At 43.5% G+C, this 21,011-nt stretch carries 13 protein-coding genes; 10 read left to right on the top strand and 3 right to left on the bottom strand.

Going from position 1 to position 21,011, the window contains the following annotated elements; genetic code table 11:
* Positions 1-173 precede the first annotated feature (173 nt).
* A complete protein-coding gene (locus tag AB4507_RS04765) occupies positions 174-1,232 on the top strand; it encodes a 3-deoxy-7-phosphoheptulonate synthase (RefSeq protein WP_102394015.1) in 1,059 nt (352 codons plus the stop codon).
* A 12-nt stretch (positions 1,233-1,244) separates the two neighbouring features.
* Entirely contained in the window at positions 1,245-1,727 is a 483-nt protein-coding gene (locus AB4507_RS04760) for a YajQ family cyclic di-GMP-binding protein (protein WP_017059699.1), read from the top strand.
* Between the two features lie 190 nt (positions 1,728-1,917).
* Here the strand turns inward: AB4507_RS04760 and AB4507_RS04755 are convergent, their stop codons facing one another.
* The gene (locus AB4507_RS04755; RefSeq protein ID WP_102398647.1) at positions 1,918-2,859 is read right to left on the bottom strand and encodes a bifunctional precorrin-2 dehydrogenase/sirohydrochlorin ferrochelatase; all 942 of its coding nucleotides are present in this window, start codon (positions 2,857-2,859) and stop codon (positions 1,918-1,920) included.
* 480 nt (positions 2,860-3,339) lie between these two features.
* Here AB4507_RS04755 and AB4507_RS04750 point away from each other — a divergent pair, with 480 nt between their 5' ends.
* The 6 genes from AB4507_RS04750 to AB4507_RS04725 all read left to right on the top strand — a co-directional run bounded on the left by AB4507_RS04750 (position 3,340) and on the right by AB4507_RS04725 (position 8,969).
* The gene (locus AB4507_RS04750; RefSeq protein ID WP_017059701.1) at positions 3,340-4,368 is read left to right on the top strand and encodes an amino acid ABC transporter substrate-binding protein; all 1,029 of its coding nucleotides are present in this window, start codon (positions 3,340-3,342) and stop codon (positions 4,366-4,368) included.
* Between the two features lie 71 nt (positions 4,369-4,439).
* Positions 4,440-5,645 carry an amino acid ABC transporter permease gene (locus AB4507_RS04745; protein WP_017063829.1) on the top strand — a complete coding sequence of 402 codons (1,206 nt, stop codon included), beginning with the start codon at positions 4,440-4,442 and terminating at the stop codon, positions 5,643-5,645.
* Between the two features lies 1 nt (position 5,646).
* Complete coding sequence (locus tag AB4507_RS04740) at positions 5,647-6,744, top strand: amino acid ABC transporter permease (protein WP_372170773.1); 1,098 nt, start codon at positions 5,647-5,649, stop codon at positions 6,742-6,744.
* Between the two features lie 22 nt (positions 6,745-6,766).
* Positions 6,767-7,531, top strand: a complete 765-nt coding sequence (locus AB4507_RS04735; RefSeq protein WP_017059704.1) for an amino acid ABC transporter ATP-binding protein — start codon at positions 6,767-6,769, stop codon at positions 7,529-7,531.
* A 282-nt stretch (positions 7,532-7,813) separates the two neighbouring features.
* The gene (locus tag AB4507_RS04730; protein ID WP_017057206.1) at positions 7,814-8,479 is read left to right on the top strand and encodes a Bax inhibitor-1/YccA family protein; all 666 of its coding nucleotides are present in this window, start codon (positions 7,814-7,816) and stop codon (positions 8,477-8,479) included.
* 160 nt (positions 8,480-8,639) lie between these two features.
* Positions 8,640-8,969 (top strand): TusE/DsrC/DsvC family sulfur relay protein, encoded by a 330-nt coding sequence (locus AB4507_RS04725; protein ID WP_017057205.1) that lies wholly within the window; start codon positions 8,640-8,642, stop codon positions 8,967-8,969.
* A gap of 59 nt (positions 8,970-9,028) precedes the next feature.
* Here the strand turns inward: AB4507_RS04725 and yccX are convergent, their stop codons facing one another.
* Positions 9,029-9,316: an acylphosphatase gene (yccX, locus tag AB4507_RS04720; RefSeq protein ID WP_017059706.1), complete on the bottom strand. Its 288-nt coding sequence runs from the start codon at positions 9,314-9,316 to the stop codon at positions 9,029-9,031.
* 88 nt (positions 9,317-9,404) lie between these two features.
* On the opposite strand from yccX, the gene AB4507_RS04715 reads away from it, so the two are divergent.
* Both AB4507_RS04715 and AB4507_RS04710 read left to right on the top strand, forming a co-directional pair.
* Positions 9,405-10,808: a methyl-accepting chemotaxis protein gene (locus AB4507_RS04715; RefSeq protein WP_372182311.1), complete on the top strand. Its 1,404-nt coding sequence runs from the start codon at positions 9,405-9,407 to the stop codon at positions 10,806-10,808.
* A gap of 128 nt (positions 10,809-10,936) precedes the next feature.
* A complete protein-coding gene (locus AB4507_RS04710) occupies positions 10,937-12,130 on the top strand; it encodes a class I SAM-dependent methyltransferase (protein ID WP_372103467.1) in 1,194 nt (397 codons plus the stop codon).
* Positions 12,131-12,218: 88 nt separating this feature from the next.
* Here the strand turns inward: AB4507_RS04710 and AB4507_RS04705 are convergent, their stop codons facing one another.
* A complete protein-coding gene (locus tag AB4507_RS04705) occupies positions 12,219-20,984 on the bottom strand; it encodes a tandem-95 repeat protein (protein WP_372182310.1) in 8,766 nt (2,921 codons plus the stop codon).
* Positions 20,985-21,011: the final 27 nt, after the last annotated feature.

Below are 21,011 nucleotides of genomic sequence, written 5' to 3'. Positions count from 1 at the left end.
AAAATACCGATAGCTGCCTGTTAATACAAGTGAAAATCCCTTATTTGACGCTGGCCTGCTGATAAAAATAAGAATATTAGCAATAACTGAGATAACTTTGACTCAATAGAGTTTATTCCTCTGTTCAATTCCGTTATCTTAACCACTCCGCAATAGAATAAAAAAGCTATCACATGCCATTAAAAACTGATGAGTTGAGAACCCAAGCTCTGGGTCCTATGCCAACTCCTGCCGAACTAGGCAATGCACACCCTATTACTGACGACGTTGCTGAGCGCATTAAAAATTCTCGCCGCCAAATCGAAGATATCCTAACTGGTCGTGATAACCGCCTATTAGTTATCGTAGGCCCTTGCTCTGTTCACGATACAGATGCGGCACTTGATTACGCTGAGCGCCTAAGCAAAATTCAAGACCAGTACAAAGATGAACTGTTCGTTGTAATGAGAACCTACTTCGAGAAGCCTCGTACTGTTGTAGGTTGGAAGGGTTTGATTACAGATCCTAACCTTGATGGTTCATACGCACTTGAAACAGGCTTGAGCAAAGCTCGTAAGCTTCTGCTAGATATCAACAAGCTTGGCCTCGCTACCGCGACTGAATTCCTTGATATGATCACAGGTCAGTACATTGCAGACCTCATCACTTGGGGTGCGATTGGCGCTCGTACAACTGAATCTCAGATTCACCGTGAAATGGCTTCTGCACTGTCTTGCCCTGTTGGCTTCAAGAACGCGACCAACGGCAACATCAAGATTGCTATCGATGCAATTCGTGCAGCACATGCTTCACACTACTTCTACTCTCCAGATAAGAACGGCCGCATGACGGTTTACCGTACTTCTGGCAACCCATACGGTCACGTTATTCTACGTGGTGGTGATAAAGGCCCTAACTTCGACGCTGAATCTGTAGATACTGCATGTAAGCAACTGGCTGAATTCGATCTACCTCAACGTTTGGTTGTAGACTTTAGCCACGCTAACTGTCAGAAGCAACACCGTAAGCAGTTAGAAGTTGCACAAGACATTTGTGAGCAAATTAAATCTAACAAGAACCAAATTGCAGGCATTATGGCAGAGAGCTTCATTATTGAAGGCAACCAGCCAATGACAGACATCAACAACCTAGAATATGGCAAGTCGATTACTGACCCATGCCTAAGCTGGGAAGATACTGCAACAATGCTAGACATGCTTGCAACAGCAATTAAAGATAGAAACTTAGCTTAAGGAAACAACACAATGCCATCATTTGACATTATCTCTGAAGTAGAAGCAGTAGAACTGCGTAACGCAGTAGACAACGCAAACCGTGAACTATCGACTCGTTTCGATTTCCGCGGCGTTGACGCAAGCTTTGATTACAAAGATGAATCAGTAAAATTGACTGCTCAAGACGATTTTCAACTGAAGCAAATGCGCGATATCCTTCGCAGCAACCTAACGAAGCGTAATGTTGATCCTAACGCGATGGAAGCGAAAGCGGCAGACCAAACAGGTCGCACTTGGCACCAAACGGTTATCTTTAAGCAAGGCATTGAAACTGATGTCGCTAAGAAGATCGTTAAGCTAATCAAAGACAACAAAGTTAAAGTTCAAGCTTCTATCCAAGGCGACAAAGTTCGTGTTACTGGTAAGAAGCGTGATGACCTACAAGCTGTTATGGCTCTAGTTCGCAGCGGTGAACTTGGTCAACCTTTCCAGTTTGACAACTTCCGCGACTAATTATTGAGTTTGAGCGACCGCCTATTTGGGTTGTTCATTCATCAGCACAATGTCGTGTATGAAATAGCAAAAAGCCACTTCTTTATAGGAAGTGGCTTTTTATTTATCGGGTCCAGTTTTAGTTTTATTCCGAGCCTCTAGCCGATTTAAAACAACCAGAAAGCTCTTATTTCAACTAGAAACAACTACCTCAACTGAGTACTTGGGCTGGTGACAATTTTAGGTCTTTGCCGACCAACAGATTAAACTCTACGCTTGCTGGTGGAATAAACACACACACTCGTAATTTCTCTGCTCTTGCTTGCTCAAGCTTGGTTGATAGCTCTCCGCTGTTGGCGTAGCTCTCTCTTTCTGCATCTCGGCGGCACAGGTCGATAAATTCAAATGGACAATCGCTCGGTGAAAGTACGAGCTCTGCCTCCTGCATCAAACGTAAAGCCTTCATAGACAGCAGCTCGATATCTTGCTCGAATTCAATCCAAGTGACCTGCCCTTCGCTATCAATGCCTTCGGTTAGCGCTTGCTGGTAGTAAGCCTCTAACTGCTCTCTGTCAGTCACCTGCTCAATAAAGCTCGATGACAAGAATCGCTCCCAAAATTTACGACGCTCGTCGACGGTTGGGAATGACTCTTTGATTGAATTGCGTTTTGATGCACCGAAGTCTGCTATCAAACCTATGTTTTGTGGCAATACCGTTTCGAGTTTTTCTCTGATATTTCTTACTAAAACAGGTGATGCACCGCCACTAGAGATGGCAATTTGGATTCTTCCGCGATTTATCATCGAAGGTGTGATGAAGTCGCAGTAAGGAAGATCGTCAACCACATTGACTAAAATGCCCAGTTTTTTCGCATCATTATACACTTGGTGATTCAAGCTTGGGTTGTCTGTTGTGGCCCAAACCTGCAAGTAATTTTTCGATATGATCTGTGACGAGTAAAAGTTTTGAACCCAGTGAAGCTTGTTCTCGTCCACAAGCTGCTTTAAGTAAGGCGCTACCTTGGGAGACACCAAAGTCACATCCGCTCCCGCTCGTAGTAAGCTATCGACTTTACGGCAAGCAACCTCACCCCCACCAACCACTAAGATTGGCTTATTTTCTACATCCAAAAACATTGGGAAATAACGCATGTTCTTCCTTGAGACTACTTCAATAACTATTCAGCCATGCTACCAAATTTGGAGCATATTCATAACTATCGAAGTGTAATAAAAATATTTATTGACCAAATTTCAACATTTCTTAAGTTTAATATTTCATCATTGTGATGTGGATTCAGAATATTTATCTAGTCGATTATCAATATAAAAATCTAAATCTCGTTGCACCAACAGTGTGAACCGTTGCACTATTTACATTCACTTAACATTTGGTCATTCTAATTGTGTTCGGATTTGTGATTTCATTCAAAATTCTTTTTAAATTATACATTTGTGAAACTACGGATCCTTTCCTAACCTTATAAACAGTTGTTTAAATCGCACACAGTTTCATTTGCAAAATGCAACTCGTTTAATTTGAACAACAAGGTCATAGAAAACGCAACACATAAGAGAAACTCAAACGAGCACGAGTATCAGGTGTCACCTGGTTAACAAGGAAGGATACAAATGACAAATAAACTAACACTTCTTGCTTCAGTAGTAGCTGCATCAACTGCGATGATGGCAACATCGGCATCAGCGGCAGAAAGCACTCTGGACAAAGTCACATCTCAAGGTTTTCTAACTTGTGGTGTAAGTACCGGTCTTCCAGGGTTCTCTAACCCTAACTCAAAAGGTGAATGGGAAGGAATTGATGTTGAGTATTGTCAAGCTCTTGCAGCGGCTGTACTCGGTGACAAGACTAAAGTTAAGTATGTACCTCTAACAGCAAAAGAGCGTTTTACTGCGCTTCAATCTGGCGAAATCGACGTACTATCTCGTAACACAACATGGACATTACATCGTGACACTGCTCTAGGTCTGAACTTCGTAGGCGTTAACTACTACGATGGTCAAGGCTTCATGGTTAAGAAAGAACTTGGCCTAACAAGTGCTCAAGAGCTTGATGGCGCTTCTGTATGTGTTCAATCAGGTACAACAACTGAACTTAACCTAGCCGATTACTTCCGTAACAGTGGCATGTCTTACAAGCCAGTGGTATTCGATACGGCAGCACAAACATCGAAAGGTTTCGACGCAGGTCGTTGTGACGTACTAACAACTGACCAATCTGGTCTATACGCACTTCGCCTAAACCTAGCTGATCCTAAATCTGCAGAAGTACTTCCTGAAATCATCTCTAAAGAGCCTCTAGGCCCTGTTGTTCGTCAAGATGATGATCAATGGTTTAACGTTGCTAAGTGGACACTTTCAGCAATGATTAACGCGGAAGAATACGGCATCTCCTCTAAAAATGCAGACGAAATGCTTAAGTCAAAAGATCCAAACATCAAACGTATTCTTGGTGTAGACGGTCCTAAAGGTAAAGGCCTTGGCATTCGCGACGACTGGGGTTACCAAGTAATTAAGCAAGTTGGTAACTACGGTGAGAGTTTTGAGCGTACTGTTGGTACAGGTTCTCCACTTCAAATCTCTCGTGGTGTAAATGCATTATGGAATGCGGGCGGCTTTATGTACGCTCCACCAATCCGTTAATAAATTTTCAAGCATCAATTAGGGCGGAGTTTTCCGCCCTATTTATTAAATGGATTTGAGGTTATAGTAGTATGAAACCTAATGAAACTATTTCTCCAGCTCAGGCAAAGCCACAGCCCAAAAGTGCCAACTTATTTTACAACCCCACTTTTCGCTCCATCATTTTCCAAATTATCGCCGTCGGGGCGCTTTGTGCTTTCTTTTACACGATTGTAAATAATGCACTCACAAACTTAGATTCCCGTGGTATCACCACTGGTTTTGATTTTCTCTCACAAGAAGCTGGTTTTGGTATCGGCTTAACACTGATTGAATACGACGAGACCTACTCATACGGTCGTACATTCTTTATCGGTCTTCTCAATACCGCTTTGGTTTCAGTACTCGGCATCATGCTAGCTACAGTGCTGGGCTTTAGTATGGGTATCGCTAGGCTCTCTTCAAACTGGCTAGTTAGCCGATTTGCAGCTGTCTACATTGAGATATTCCGAAATATCCCTCTGCTATTACAAATCTTTTTCTGGTATTTCGCCGTTCTACAAGCCTTGCCTTCTGCTCGTCAAAGTATGAGTCTAGGTGAAGCAATTTTCTTGAACGTACGCGGGTTGTACTTCCCTGCTCCAGTCTTTGAGCAAGGCAGTAGCATTGTCATCGCATCATTGATTGTCGGTATTATCGCTACGTTTATTATCAACATCTGGGCTAAGAACAGACAGAAACTGACCGGCCAACAAACACCGATGTTGCGAATTGCCGCTGCGTTGATTTTAGGCTTACCGTTGATAACTTACTTTGTTATGGGCATGCCTATCTCTGCAGATTACCCTGTGTTGAAAGGGTTTAACTTCAAGGGTGGTGTTACGATAATCCCTGAGCTTGCTGCATTGATGCTCGCTTTAAGTATCTATACAGCAGCGTTCATTGCTGAGATTGTTCGTTCAGGTATTAACGCGGTAAACCATGGGCAAACTGAGGCTGCGATGTCTCTAGGCATCCCACGTTCTAGAACTCTAAAGCTTGTCATTATTCCACAAGCATTAAGAATCATTATCCCACCACTAACCAGTCAGTATCTAAACCTGACCAAAAACTCATCACTTGCGATGGCCATTGGTTATCCTGATCTTGTCTCTGTATTTGCAGGAACAACACTTAACCAAACTGGACAAGCTATCGAAGTAATCGCGATGACAATGGGCGTCTACCTAACCTTGAGCCTATTAACGTCCGCTCTAATGAACATATACAACCGCAAAGTAGCGTTGGTGGAGAGATAAGATGAGTACACATCAATTTCAACCTGATCTTCCGCCTCCAGCGAATACCGTTGGGCCAGTCGGTTGGTTAAGAAAAAATCTATTTAATGGACCTATTAACAGCGTCGTCACTGTGATTCTTGCTTACTTTGCTTTCACCCTATTATGGGCAATAGCGGATTGGGCATTCATCAGTGCCGACTGGATAGGAACCACACGCGATGCCTGCACTAGCGAAGGCGCTTGTTGGGTTTTTATCAGCGTTCGTTGGGACCAATTCATGTATGGCTTCTACCCAGAAGCTGAACTGTGGCGACCTCGCCTCTTCTACGCAACGTTGGCCATTTTTGTAGCCTTACTGGCTTATGAAAAAACACCTAAACGTACGTGGATTTGGTTGTTCTTCGTCAACGTCTACCCATTTATCATTGCCGGCTTGCTATACGGTGGCGTCTTTGGGTTAGAAGTTGTTGATACCCATAAATGGGGCGGCCTATTGGTTACACTGGTCATCGCACTTGTTGGTATTGTAGTGTCACTCCCTATTGGTGTTGCACTTGCTCTTGGGCGTCGCTCAGAGATGCCGATCATTCGCAGTATGTGTACCGTATACATCGAAATTTGGCGTGGCGTACCGCTCATTACAGTTCTATTCATGGCTTCAGTAATGCTGCCACTCTTTTTATCAGAAGGGACAGAAACCGATAAGCTCATTCGAGCACTTGTAGGGGTAGTTCTATTCAGTGCAGCCTACATGGCCGAAGTAATTCGAGGTGGTCTACAAGCAATACCAAAAGGCCAATACGAAGCAGCTGATGCTCTGGGGTTAAGCTACTGGAAAAAGACTGGGCTTATCATTCTACCTCAAGCTCTTAAAATCACGATTCCTTCAATTGTGAACACCTTCATTGGTTTGTTTAAAGATACCAGTCTTGTTTTGATTATTGGTATGTTTGATGTACTAGGAATTGGCCAAGCCGCGAATACCGACCCTGAATGGCTTGGGTATTCAACAGAAAGTTATGTATTTGTCGCGTTAGTGTTCTGGGTGTTTTGTTTTGGCATGTCGAGATATTCGATATGGCTAGAAAACAGACTTCACACCGGTCACAAACGATAATTAACAAGATCAAGGACGTATTATGACGCAGCAGACAGAAAACAACTCTCAAGGTCTTATGATCGAGTTGAAAGACATGAACAAGTGGTACGGTGAATTCCACGTACTTAAGAACATCAATTTAGAAGTTAAAAAAGGCGAGAAAATCGTTATCTGTGGCCCTTCAGGCTCTGGTAAATCAACGATGATCCGCTGCATCAACCGATTAGAAGAGCACCAAAAAGGTCATATCTTCGTTTCAGGTAATGAATTAACGGAAGACCTAAAGAACATCGAAGCCGTGCGTAGAGATGTCGGCATGTGTTTCCAACACTTCAATCTGTTTCCACATCTGACGGTATTAGAGAACTGTACTCTGGCTCCAATCTGGGTCAAAAAGATGCCAAAAGAAGAAGCCGAAGCGATTGCAATGAAGTACCTAGAGCGCGTAAAAATCCCTGAGCAAGCGGACAAGTTCCCAGGTCAGCTTTCAGGTGGTCAACAGCAGCGTGTAGCTATCGCTCGCTCTTTGTGTATGAACCCTCAAGTGATGCTGTTTGATGAGCCAACGTCGGCGCTCGATCCAGAAATGGTTCGTGAGGTGTTAGACGTAATGGTTGAGCTTGCAGAAGAAGGCATGACGATGCTTTGTGTAACGCACGAGATGGGCTTTGCTAAAGAGGTCGCGGATCGCGTTATCTTCATGGATGCCGGTGAAATCATAGAAGAGAACAACCCTGTCGATTTCTTTGAAAACCCACAATCAGACAGAACGCAGAACTTCTTAAGCCAAATCTTACACCACTAATGTGTTATGATGCATAAACTACAGAGGCGGCTTAGGTCGCCTCTTTGTTTTCAGTGTTATAATTAGTTTTTCAAGATTATAAACAGCGATTCAGTGCGATTAAAATTGAACAACGAACCTTAACTGCACTTTAAGAAATACTTTGTTACACCTTCAGAAACACTTAACCGACTATTTTGATTATTATTTTACGTATACAAGAGGAATGAGAGACTTGATTTTTCGAACTTTCACCCCCATAAATGTACTAATAACTATTGAAGTCACCTTACGAGGAAGATTATGAACAGCCCTATGTTTTCACGCACAGCATCTCAAGAAAGTGCTCTGCAAACCAATAAAGTGTTGCGTAACACCTACGCATTACTGTCTATGACACTACTTTGGTCTGCTGTTGTAGCAGGCGTATCCATGGCGATGAACCTTCCTCGCCCGGGTCTTATTATCATGCTAGTTGGCTTCTACGGCCTACTTTTCCTAACAGAAAAGAACCGTGACAACAGCATGGGTCTAGTCTTCACATTCCTATTTACAGGTTTCTTAGGCTACACCATCGGTCCAATCTTAAACATGTACGTTGGCGCAGGCATGGGTGATGTCATCCTAACTGCACTTGGCGGTACAGCACTGGCGTTTATGGGCGCATCAGCTTACGCACTAACAACTAAGCGTGACCTGTCGTTCCTTAATGGCATGCTATTAGCGGGTTTCGTAGTACTACTTGTAGGTATGGTTGCAAACATCTTCCTACAAATGCCTCTACTATCATTGGCAATGAGCGGTATGTTCATCCTGTTCTCGACTGGTGTTATCTTGCTTACAACGCAAAACATCATTCGTGGCGGTGAAACAAACTACATCTCTGCAACGATCAGCTTGTACGTATCGATCTACAACATCTTCATCAGCCTACTAAGCATCCTAGGCATCATGGGCAGCGACGACTAATCGTTCCCATCATTGAAGAATATCTAGCCCAAGAGCCTACCTCTTGGGCTTTTTTGTATCTATAAGTACGATATTTCATTGGATAGCTACAATTTCTGTTGAGAAAGACAAACTTGGTCATGTACCCTATCCGCATAGTTAATTGGATTCTGGATTAAACATGTTTGAATATAACGGCAAGCAAATCGAAACCGACGCTCAAGGCTACCTATTGGATTACACGCAATGGGAAGAAGGCATGATTGAAATTCTTGCTCAAGACGAGGCGATTGAACTTACAGATGCACACTTAGAAGTCGTACATTTTGTAAGGAGCTTTTACGAAGAGTTCAACACCTCACCAGCGGTTCGCATGCTCGTTAAAGCAATGGAAAAAGCTCACGGCCCAGAAAAAGGCAATAGTAAGTACCTTTTCAAGTTATTCAAAAAAGGCCCTGCAAAACAAGCGACCAAGCTCGCCGGTTTACCTAAACCAGCAAAGTGCTTGTAAAACCTAACCCGCTTTAGGTCATTAAGTTACGTTCAATATAAAATACTGTAGTGCTACAACTACAGTATTTTAAACGCCCCTATGCGTACGTCTTGGCGTTCACTATCTTTAACTTGATGCATCACAACGTTGTCTACTGTTGCGCTCGAAGGGCCAATATAGAGCCAAGCATGTAACTTCTCAATTTGCTGACTCTCTCCGACAACTAACACTTCAACTCGACCATCATTTAAGTTCTTTGCATAACCTGAGAGACCCATAGCTTGCGCCTGCCTACTGGTGTGGTAACGGAACCCAACACATTGAACTACGCCTGACACGACAAAAATATATTGTGAACTTTCCATAACGTTGCCTCATAAATTATATGAATGATATAGTCGAGTTTCTATTCATTCACCGCTTATTGGTGGACTTACTTCGAGTATAACGATTATGAAAGAAATCCCATTTCGTTGGATTGACAAATATCTCATTCACCTAAAAATCCAAGAAAAGTTCTATCTACTCTTCTTATTGCCTTTTCTCGCCCTGGTTATATTAACTCTCGTTTTAGATAGTGCCGCGGACTCTTTACTTGCTCACCTTTATCAAGAAGAAATGCTCTTGATGAAAGGGCTTATCGAAGCGGGTCAACTCACTAAAGATCAAGTAGCTCAGCTTGTCAGCAGCTCTGAAACCATCTCTTTAGGCTACGGTGCTGGTTCTGTTTCAGTGATGAATGGAGCGTTCAGCCTAGTTGCTAACCATGACCAAAACCTTTGGTCTGCTCTATCGACGACTCAGGTTTCTATCATCGCTGTAACCCTAACGCTTATCGCACTAGGTGTTTACTACATCATGACCTTTATTGGCGGCGCGATGTTCTCTATGAACAAAGCTCTGAACACGCTTGCGAATGGCGACTTAACTTGCCGCATGAACTACTTCTTAGTTCGTGACGAGTTCAGTGAAATCGCGATTACAATCGATAAAGTTGCGGAGCGTGAACAAAACATGGTTCTATCAATCCAAGAGTCTGTCGCTCTCATGCAGCAGATCAGCTCGGACTTGAACCAGTCAACACAACAAAGTTCAGACATCTCAGGTAACCAACAAGAACACCTGAATAGCTTAGCAAGTGCAACGGAACAAATGGCGGCTACCATTCGCGAAGTCGCTACCCTTGCTCATGCGTCTAGCTCACAAACGATGGACGCTCGCGGCGTTGCTCAGAGCGGTCAAGTCAAGGTTTCAAATACACTGGAGTCTATCTCTAGCCTATCTCAAGAGATCCAGTCCGCTTCACAAGCAGTAGAAGAACTGGATGCCAACGCGGCGCAGATCGATGAAGTAGTCACAACCATCAACGGTATTTCTGAACAGACTAACCTGTTAGCGTTGAACGCAGCTATCGAAGCCGCACGTGCTGGCGAGCAAGGTCGTGGATTTGCTGTTGTTGCCGATGAAGTTCGTGCCCTTGCCGGTCGTACTCAGCAAGCAACGGTTGAAATCCAAAGCATGATTGAATCATTACAACGTAACAGTCAATCACTGACCAAGCTGATGGAAGTCACGGTGAACAATGCTAACGAAGGCCAAACACTGATGTCAGAAGTGAACGTCGAGATCGGTTCATTAGCGGAAAAAAACCAGTCTATTTCAGATAGCAGCACTCAAATTGCTACCGCGGCTGAAGAACAAGGCGTAGTCGCTGACAACATTGCACAGAGTGTTGAAGAGATTCGTCATCAGTCAGACAGTATCTGCGAGATGATCAGTAAGAGTAATTCCAATGTTGACCAACTTCGTAAACAAAGCGATACGATGGAAGGTTTGCTGACAGGTCTTAAAGCTTAATACTGATATCCACCACAATGTGTTGATTAATCATTACTAGGGCTGCTTCTGCAGCCCTTTCTTATTTGCTTTTCAACTGTACTTCCTCGACAATACCCCTCCTTCAAATTCAACAAACAGAGTAAATTATGACTCCTTCAATTCATCTAGCTAAAGGCCGTGACAAATCACTACGCCGTAAACACCCATGGGTATTTTCACGCGGTATCGATAAAGTCGAAGGCGAGCCAAAATCAGGTGAAACTGTAGACGTATACACTCAAAATGGTCAGTGGCTTGCAAAAGCGGCTTACTCACCGGAATCTCAAATTCGAGCTCGTGTTTGGACATTTGAAAAAGAAGAAATCAATAAAGCATTCTTCGTAAAACGAATTCAAGACGCGCAATCTTTGCGTGAAGATATCATTGAACGTGATGGTCTAACTGGCTACCGCCTTACTGCAGCAGAGTCTGATGGCCTTCCCGGTATCACAATCGACAAATACCAAGACTTCCTAGTTTGCCAACTGCTAAGTGCTGGCGCTGAATATAACAAAAGCGTATTGGTTGAAGCGTTAATCGAGTGCTTCCCAGACTGCAACATTTACGAACGCTCTGACGTAGCAGTTCGTAAAAAAGAAGGTCTAGAACAAGTTGTCGGTGTACTGCACGGTGAAGAACCACCGAAGTCTATCGTGATTGAAGAAAACGGCGTTAAGATCAGCGTGAACATTATGGAAGGCCACAAAACAGGCTTTTACATGGACCAGCGTGATAGCCGCAAAGAATCGATGAAGTACGTTAAAGGCAAAGATGTCCTTAACTGTTTCTCATATACAGGTGGTTTTGGCCTTTACGCACTGAAAGGCGACGCAAAGCGTGTTATCAACGCTGATGTATCTCAACTTGCTCTTGATACAGCTAAGCTCAACGCTGAACTTAATGAGTTTGATATCTCGAAAAAGCGCGCTGTGTTCCTAAACGCTGACGTTTTCAAACTGCTTCGTGAATACCGTGACCAAGGCACTAAGTTTGACGTAGTGATCATGGACCCACCAAAGTTTGTTTCAAGCAAGAATAACCTAACTTCAGGCGCTAACGGCTACAAAGACGTTAACATGCTTGCGATGCAAATCCTGAAACCAGGTGGCACTCTACTCACCTACTCTTGCTCTGGCTTAATGGGTACTGATTTGTTCCAAAAAATCATTGCTGATGCAGCATTAGATGCAGGCCGCACTGTTAAGTTCGTAGAACGCTTCGAGCAAGCAGCCGACCACCTAACAGACACTGCCTACCCAGAAGGTTTCTACCTGAAAGGTTTTGCTTGTAAGGTTCTTTAAATACAAATTACCAATCTAAGAAACAGCGTTACAGTTCATAAAAAAACCGAGATTCTTCAATCTCGGTTTTTTATTGGTATCAGCAAACTCAATCGTCTTTAATAACAAGGATGTCAGACAAACTATTCGTCAAGTCTGCAGCGGAGAGGCCATCAAATTCAATTTTAACTTGCTGTCCATCTTTTTCTACAACCATGGCGGAGTTAACTTCGCCTCCTTCAACCTCGATGTTGTCTAACAACTCAGTGACTTGTTGTTGAGTTGGCGCATCAGCAAATAAGTCAGACAAATCAACCTTATCTCCTTCCGCGATGCTGAAATCAGAGATTCGATCGGTACTTCCATCTAAATCACCATCAACCCACTTGAATATATCAGCGTCATCACCACCAATAAGGATATCGTTTCCGAGACCACCAATCAGCGTATCTTGACCAACTCCACCTTTAAGTGCGTCATCACCACTCCCACCATCTAAGTAGTCATTACCAGTACCACCATCGATAGCGTCGATACCTGCTTGTCCGTAAACTGTATCGTTACCGTCACCAGTGAAAGCAATATCGATGCTGTCATTCTTATTCATACTTGGTCTATAACTATCGCCTTCCGATACAAAATCATCACGCTCAGCCGCACCGTCTTTAGGGTTCTTGGCTAATGACTCACTCCCCCCAAGGTAAACCGTGTCGTTTCCACCTCCTAGTTGAACGTAATCACCACCTTTGCCAACATCAACAAGGTAATCGGTGTTTGTATTATCAAACGTTGATGTTCTCTCATTTTCTGTATTCCCAGCAGAGAATTGATGCTTCTGCCATTGAAGGTCAGCTCCATCTACGGTAATCGTGTCGGTGACATCTCCAGAAGAACTAATCGTGGTTGGTGTTACGGGCTCAGGAACCTCAATTTCTGCAGTTGCCGTAGAGCTTGCAAATTTGTCCGCTCCCGTAACATATTGCTCTTCACTAACTGCTTCAACTGTAATACCAAAATCACGATTTCCAGTATAATCCGCCGGGAATACTAATTGAGCACTTACCGTCCCCACAACTCCAGCTGCATCAACAGCAAGTGCAAGTATGTAATTACTTGTACCATTGACTGGCGTTTGCAGTACTCCATCTACATACAGTTTCGCCCCTGACGGAATACCACTCACCGTAACCGAATCACCTTTAATGATTTCACTGCCATCCGTATCTTGCAAAGAAACCGTTATATCGACAGGGATTTCCTGTTGTTGAACAATACGATAGCTTCCATCTATGTTGTTTAGTTCAACGATAGCATCAGAGAAAATCAATCGTTCAATTTCATATAAGTGGTCTCCATTTTCATCAGAAGGAGTATATTGATCATTAGGTGTATCGGTCCCCTTCGTATCTCGCACTAGCCAGTGGCCGACACCTCCACCATGATCGCCTAGATCTGTGATTATGTACTGAGAAACTGGACCTGAGTAAATTACAGTGTCATACCCATCGACACCTATATCACTGGTAGTTTCATCACCTTCAATTTTGTCATTTCCAGCGCCTGATACGAACCAATCGTTGCCCGCACCACCTATATAGTGGTCCGAGTCCTGACTTTGGTCACCAACATAAAGCTTGTCCTTAGATCCGCCTTGATGTAAGTGCTCATGAATATCCGCGTTAAGTACTCTGCCTTCCTCAAAACCATCTAATTTAAGTTCTGTAAGTAGTGTGTTTTTCTCTGTAGTAGTCAACTGGGAGAACCCAACAAGTTCTTGATATACGTCGATACCGTTGGAAAAGGTAATATCCCCAATGGAAACAGCTACTAATGGGGCATCAGCCACAGGCGTAATATCTACCGTAAGCGTATGCTCTTCTGACGTACCATTCTCGTTTACAGCCTTGAACTTAATTTCAGCGTAGTCATTCGATTTATTGCCTACACCATCAACATTAAAGCCGTCATAACCAGATTCGTTAGCATCTGGATTAAAGCCGATCACGCCTGAAATTAATTGAGCCGATGTAATCTGACTCGAGTTTAGTGGCTGCCAATTTGGCTCTTGAACAGTACCAAGGTTAATCACCAACGCTCCATCGAGTGGTTGATGAGTTATCACTATATCGTTGCCAGACTCAATCCCAAAATCATCAATCGATAGCACTAAAATAGTATCTTCTTGTCCAAAGGCTTCCTTACTCTCAGCATCCGGTCCAACAGACACTGGATGAACAATCAAGTCGAAGGCCCCGTTCGAAATCTCACTGGTATCTCCGACAATCTCGTCTGAAATCGCTTCAATCTTAACGCTATAAGTGCCTGGCTCATCAACCTGAATCATCAGATCAGCGAGCACTGTTTCGGCAGTACCATTTGATGTTAACCAAGCAGATATATCAACTTCACCATCAGCATTAACAACAAGCTCCTGATCTCCAAGTTTAACAATTGAACCTTCAGGTAAACCAGACACGACGAGTCTCAACGTCTCTGAACCATCGGTATCAACAAGCTGCGTAGTGATCTTAGAGACATTGATAAAGGTATCTTCCAGCCCTTCATTAATATCGAACGCTGGGTAATAACCACCCTCTAAGGATTCATGTTCAACCTGTGTCCCGATATTAACTTTATCCTCAAGCGAACTTACATCAGGAACAATATCAAAGTTGTCCGTGTTAAAGTCTACGGGTTCATTGCCACCAACTGCGACACTGATAGTGGCATTACCTGGACCAGCCTCGTTGTCGTGGAATGCAGTAATTGTGTACCAACCTGATGCCGATGGTACAAAGGCTGAAGACTCATAGGTACCACCTCCACCCCAAGTTTGAGAGGCCATGGTTTCACCACCGACTTCAAGTCTAAATGAATCATCTGCATGACCACTAAACACGTATGACTCACCAGCAACTAGGAATACCAAACCAGTAAGTTTGCTCGAAATGTTTTCGATAGCTGGAGAGTTCTGAGTGCCAAAGTCTGGCGTCTGTGTAACTTCTGAAGTGTTGGCAACACCTGCAGACTCGATTGCTTGTTCAACAACGTCCGGAGCGACACCGCTACCATTGTTGTAATCAAAGTCTAGGTTCTCCCATTGCTCTAACTTAAAACCTTCATCTAAATCTACATTTGGTGTTTCTACAACTAACTTGGCAAGTGTCGTATCAGGGCGAATATCAATCGACATCGTCGTACTAGAGCTGGTGTTGATGCCATCAGAACTGTGGTAGTTAAACTCCGCATAATCTTGCTGATTATTACCAGTTACTACATTATCTTCATCAAACATTGATGTACTAGATTCATAGCTTACTGGGTTGAATATCAAGAAACCTTGTTCTACCTGCTCTTGGCTTACTGATACACCTGTACCAATCGTTTCAGTATTTAACAGAACCCATTCATCAGTAGATTCGTTGTACAGATACATATCACCCGCACCTGGAGCACTAGTGATAACAATCGACAATTCGCTGGAATCTGCATCAGAAACGTTGAAATCGGCCCACTTAAACGTAATCGATGAACCTTGGGCTTGTGCCTCATCGCCAATGACATGTGAGTCCTGTGCTTGCGGTGCTTCATCGTTATCAATGATCGTCGCAATACCTTGCTTACCATCCACTTCGAGCGTGAAGTTCTCATTTAACTCATCAATGCCGTCTTCGTTAGTTGGTACCTTGATGTCAAACGACGTTACTCCCGCAGGCACAACAAGCTGACCATTAACAAGCGTCACGCCCTCAGTGAACTCTACGTTGTCGGTGAAATCTTTGTTATCACCGAGCTCGGCAGAACCGGAGTTTAACGACCAGTCGAATCGAGTCTCTTGACTGCTTGTGTTAACTAGGTTCACGGTGAAGACGGCTATATCGCCTTCAATTACTTGTTCATTATTTAGATTAACCGCGTTGCTCACTGTATCGATAATTGGAGCTTCATCGTTATCAGTAATGCTACCCACAGAGGATTCACCACCAACAGTCACGGTGTAGGTTTCAGCGATCTCATGGAGACTGTCATCAATTGTCGGAATCAAGATTGCAAAGTCCTTCACTCCAATTGGGACAATCAGTTTTCCACTTTGCTGATCATAGGTGACGCCATTAGTAAAACGAACCTGACTCAGGTCGAGATCTTTTTCGTCACCCGAATCATTCGCAGCATCCGTGTTCTTACCAAAAGTAACGTCCAACGCAGATTCAACAAGTGCACTTGAATCCAAAGTGACTTTAAAGCCAAGTTCATCACCTTCAACTACTGAGTCTGCTAGCAGGTCTACAGACGCAACACTAGAAGGGGTCGGTAGAGGGTTGACGATAACATTAACTTCAGCACTCGCGATTTGGCCATTATCATCAGTAACCTGATATTTAAACGTTGTTTCACCGACAAAATCATCGCCAGTTAAATCAAAGTATACGATGCCGTCTTTAATATACGCATTACCTTCCGTTTCACCGTATACATAGGTAATACGTAGATTGTCGCCATCTGAGTCTATATCGTTATTTAGAAGCTCAGAACCGATAATGCCAGCAAGCTTCGATGTTGGAATCTCAAGAATGCCGCCTTGATTCACTGCATATGCGCCTTCACTAGAGGCTTTAAAACCAGTTAGGAAGTAATCTGACGCATCATTATCATGCGTTGCTTGGTTGGAATACTCAGTTGCTTCAAATACCACAGTATCAAACGCGATTGGAGTACCATCAGGACCAAGCGGTGTTATTTCGTAAGTACCTCTATTGTTACCGTCTTCAGCAATAAACGTATCACCTGCAACCGCTACGCCATTGAGGTACGCTACCCAACTGCCTTGTTCATGGTTATCAGTGAAATCACCGTCATTACCTTCGTTTTTAAACAAGTTAGATACTGAAAATGTAAACTGAGTCGCAGGGCTATCTAAGTTGATTTCAAATTTCTCAGATTGCTGTTCTGCACGATCATATTCAATCTGAGCACCCAATCCACCTACTTTGCCGGCAACACCAATCTTAATACCGCTGTGTGCGAAGTCTTTATCTTGGCCATTGAAGCTAACATTTAGCTCAGCGCCTTCGGCTGACCATGGAGAGTCGTTGTCTTCACTGAACTCACCCAGTTTAACTTCGAAGCCTTGCGGATCATTATTCGCATTCAGGTCACCAGACTTATCGATAGTAACTGTCTTAACTTCACTTTCGTTACCATCACTGTCTACTGCTTTATATTCGAATGAATCTGACGCCTTAGCTTCAAGAGAAGTCAGCTCCCAGTTACCTGGTCCTTGTGTGCTTGCTTCCACCGAAACAATCTCAGCACCTTCAGGAGCGACAATTGTGACATTTTGATTATTGTGGGTATCATCATAAAGGAAGGTTTGTTCTTCTGTGACACCATTACCATAATCAAAGGTGACTGTAATCTCGGCTCTTGATTGAACACTATCATCAGCATTTGGGGCAAACCAGCCACCCAAACCGCTTAGACCAACCGTTACTGAGTCCGCTGGACGAGAAGAGAAATCAATGTTGATTACCTCATCTTGGTGAATACCGCGATTAGTCGATGCAATACCGAAACCCATATGGCCTTGCTGGCTGTTGTTCTGTACTAAAGGCTTGGCGTCAACGTTATTTCGACCTTCCGAGGTAATGGTGACGACATCACCATTATCAAACTTCAGTTCGCGAGTATACGCATCTACTTCATCACCCCAGTTATGAAACTCTGCAGTGCTATGAGGGCCTTTATCTAATGTGGATGTATCATCAACACCTAAGAAGAAGCCTGTTGATTCTTGGTCATCTTCATAAACGATGTTGTTAGGATCTGCATACGTCTGCCCAACTACCACTTCAACCTTGTTATTACCATCGACATAGTAAAGAGTTCCTGAATCAGGTAGCTCTGTGATGATCACACCGAGATTTGTATCTGCGTCATTATCGTTATCATCTTCGTCATCAGAAATATGGTCTGTACCACCTCCTTCGATAGCTCCCATTCCGGTATCGAAAATAACTTGCGAAGAGCCATCTGCATTGAGAGAAATAGAGAAGTCTTCAGCTTTTGGCGGGTTATCATGGCTGTCGTCAATAGCTACATTTTTATGAGCGCTAGACGTATCTAGCTTCTCAAATACATCGGTACCATCTTGAGTTACGGATACAACACTAACGTTAAACTCTTGTCCGACTTCGTATTCGTTGTCTTGTTCAGTTTGAATCTCAAAGGTCGCTGTATTTGTATTTGCGTCTACGTTTACAGTTATAACTTCAACAATATCTTCATTGCTCGCGTTTGTGTAAGAGTACTGAAGAGTAACCACACTATCTTCAGGCACTTGCTCACTTAGCGTAATCGTAAATGGGCTTGTCTTATCACCCTCAATAACTGAATCGGGACCAGTCAGCCCAACTGTAACGGTATCTTTATCATTTGTGTCTGTCTCATCGACAATCTTAGCTGTATCTGAGTCCTGTTTGTCATTTTCAACAAACTCGCTAGTTGAGCTAGCTTTTAGGGTTACAGTCTCTTCACCCTCAAGCAATTTATCATCAAGAACCTTGATGAAGACTTCTAAGCTACCCGAGCCGCTAGCAATAATTAGATCGGCAAGCTCCTGCTCTGAAAGCGCTTTATAATCTTGTCCATCTTTAACGTAAATATTGTCTTCGTAATCGACACCTTTAGTTGCAGAATCCCCTGCCGCCCCTAGTGTAAGAGCAAGACCAACGTTCTCAGAGACAAGCTCATCTAGGTTGATTTCAAAAGATAGGAACGCTTCTTCTGCTTCTGTCACTGGTTGGCCAGCAGTAACTGTTAGCTCAGCAACAGGTAATACATCAACATTCACTACAACCGTATCTGTACCACCGTTACCGTCCGACACGGCAACAACAAATGAATCATCTCCATCAAACTCGTTGTTCGGAGTGTACTTCCACTCGCCCGTTTCAGGGTCGATCTCAACACTACCGTTTGTAGGTTGGCTCACCGTGTAAGTCAGGTCAGTGTCGTCAATATCGGTTGCAGTAACCTTACCAGATACAGAGTTATCCTCTTTAGTCGATACACTTATTTGATCAGTATCGCCAATCGGCACTCCATCTTTGACAAATATTGGAGCATCATTTTCTGGAGTGACATTAATCGTAACCACGGCGGAATCAGTACCACCTTTACCGTCAGAAACTGTGTAAGTAAACGTAGCGATACCATTGAAGTCATCCGCTGGAGTGTAACGAACGGTCTGAGAACCATCTTGTAGCTCAACTAACTCAACCTGACCGTATGTTGGATCAATCACTAAACTATCTAAAATGATTAACGTATCACCATCAACATCAGAGTCATTCGAAAGTAACTCGCTACTAGGTATATCGAGAGTTACATCTTCTTGTGTCTGAAGATTTTTAATCACTTCTTGAAATTTGATATTGTCTAGATAAGTCCCACTCTTGTCGCCTTCAGTACCAACTTCTCTAAATGAAAGGGTATTTGAACCATCTCCACTCCCACCTAATAATTCCAATAACTGGGTTTGCATTATGTTACTTTCAGGGGTGATCGTAGCAACAACTTCGCCGTTCCAAATGACCTCAAGCTCAGCACTTGGCAATCGTTCGTACATTGCCGTATCAAAAGACAGTTGGTATAAGGTACCGCTTTCTACACCTTGAATTTGTTGGGTAAGGGTTACATTGTCACCGTTACCTTCCATATCAATCATACGATCGCCGTCTGTTTGATCAACAGCATAGCCTTCTTGAACTGAATCTAAAGCACCAGTTCTTGCATCGTAGGACCAACCATCTAGTTGGTCGATTCGAGAACCCCAACCGGCATTTGATACCGATTCATAGTCTTCAAAGCTACCATTGACGATCAGGTTATCACCTAATTCTCTTGAATCATCGTTCGCGATAGGGTCATCATTTACTGGTGTTACATTAACGGTCACTGTCGTAGTGCTTTTTTCACCATGAGTATCAACAATGGTGTATTCGAAAGTCGCTTCACCATTGAAGTCTTGGTTAGGTTCAAACACGACATTGCCATCTATCAGCTGAACAGAACCGTTTGTAGCATCGGTTGCGTTGACAGAAAAAATGGTTATGTCATCCCCATCAACATCGAAATCATTGGCTAGCAGCTCACTACCACTAATAGTAAGAGCCTGATCTTCTTCCGTTATGAGTTTGGGTGCATCTATTCCGGTAACTGTAATGTTATCGATGAACGCACCAAGCGAATCAGATTTACCCACACCAGCAAAAGCGATTAAAGTAGCATCACTACTAACATCAAACTCAGCATTTGCTTGATACCAACCTTTGTTATCCGGACCATCTAGTGTTACAGAAATGCCTTCTGGAGCAGTCACTGTTCCATCCGCATGCAGCGTAATAGTTGTATTCCCAACAGTAAAAGTCATATCAGACGACGAGTTGCCGTCTTGACGAGGGTTATAATCGAACTCTACCCTCAAAGAGTCTTGATCCGACGTATCAATTGATGTCGTCATCACCGTGTTTTTATGTGGGTCTAGCTCTGCGTAAAAATCACCGTCGGTAGCATCAACAATTAAGCCGTCTCGCTCAATCTCTATACCATTAGTAAAGTCCCATACCTCTGATGGGTCTTTAGAAACAACCGTCCAACCCGCTGGGTTTGCCATATTTTCGAATGACTCAGTGAGCAATATGGTTTCTTGAACGTTTTTGTAAGAATCACTGATGGCTACAGGCGCATCGTTGACTGGCGTCACCGTCAAGTTGAACGTGCTGTCTACCGGTGTGCTGCCATCTTCGTTGCCGTCTTCAACGTTAATATCGAAAGACGCCGACGTGGTTTCGCTGCCGTCATGTTTAAACGTCACTTTACCCGCCGCCAACTGCGCCACCGT

The organism is Vibrio sp. 10N.222.54.A3 (assembly GCF_041474095.1).
GTDB classification, from domain to species: domain Bacteria; phylum Pseudomonadota; class Gammaproteobacteria; order Enterobacterales; family Vibrionaceae; genus Vibrio; species Vibrio crassostreae_C.
This window is presented reverse-complemented; position numbering and strand designations above follow the sequence as displayed.

Bases quoted from the DNA above. Each gene is read 5' to 3' on its own strand.
- AB4507_RS04740 (WP_372170773.1), top strand. From the start codon at position 5,647: ATGAGTACACATCAATTTCAACCTGATCTTCCGCCTCCAGCGAATACC.
- AB4507_RS04715 (WP_372182311.1), top strand. From the start codon at position 9,405: ATGAAAGAAATCCCATTTCGTTGGATTGACAAATATCTCATTCACCTA.
- AB4507_RS04760 (WP_017059699.1), top strand. From the start codon at position 1,245: ATGCCATCATTTGACATTATCTCTGAAGTAGAAGCAGTAGAACTGCGT.
- AB4507_RS04755 (WP_102398647.1), bottom strand. From the start codon at position 2,859: ATGCGTTATTTCCCAATGTTTTTGGATGTAGAAAATAAGCCAATCTTA.
- AB4507_RS04730 (WP_017057206.1), top strand. From the start codon at position 7,814: ATGAACAGCCCTATGTTTTCACGCACAGCATCTCAAGAAAGTGCTCTG.
- AB4507_RS04725 (WP_017057205.1), top strand. From the start codon at position 8,640: ATGTTTGAATATAACGGCAAGCAAATCGAAACCGACGCTCAAGGCTAC.
- yccX (WP_017059706.1), bottom strand. From the start codon at position 9,316: ATGGAAAGTTCACAATATATTTTTGTCGTGTCAGGCGTAGTTCAATGT.
- AB4507_RS04735 (WP_017059704.1), top strand. From the start codon at position 6,767: ATGACGCAGCAGACAGAAAACAACTCTCAAGGTCTTATGATCGAGTTG.
- AB4507_RS04710 (WP_372103467.1), top strand. From the start codon at position 10,937: ATGACTCCTTCAATTCATCTAGCTAAAGGCCGTGACAAATCACTACGC.
- AB4507_RS04765 (WP_102394015.1), top strand. From the start codon at position 174: ATGCCATTAAAAACTGATGAGTTGAGAACCCAAGCTCTGGGTCCTATG.
- AB4507_RS04750 (WP_017059701.1), top strand. From the start codon at position 3,340: ATGACAAATAAACTAACACTTCTTGCTTCAGTAGTAGCTGCATCAACT.
- AB4507_RS04745 (WP_017063829.1), top strand. From the start codon at position 4,440: ATGAAACCTAATGAAACTATTTCTCCAGCTCAGGCAAAGCCACAGCCC.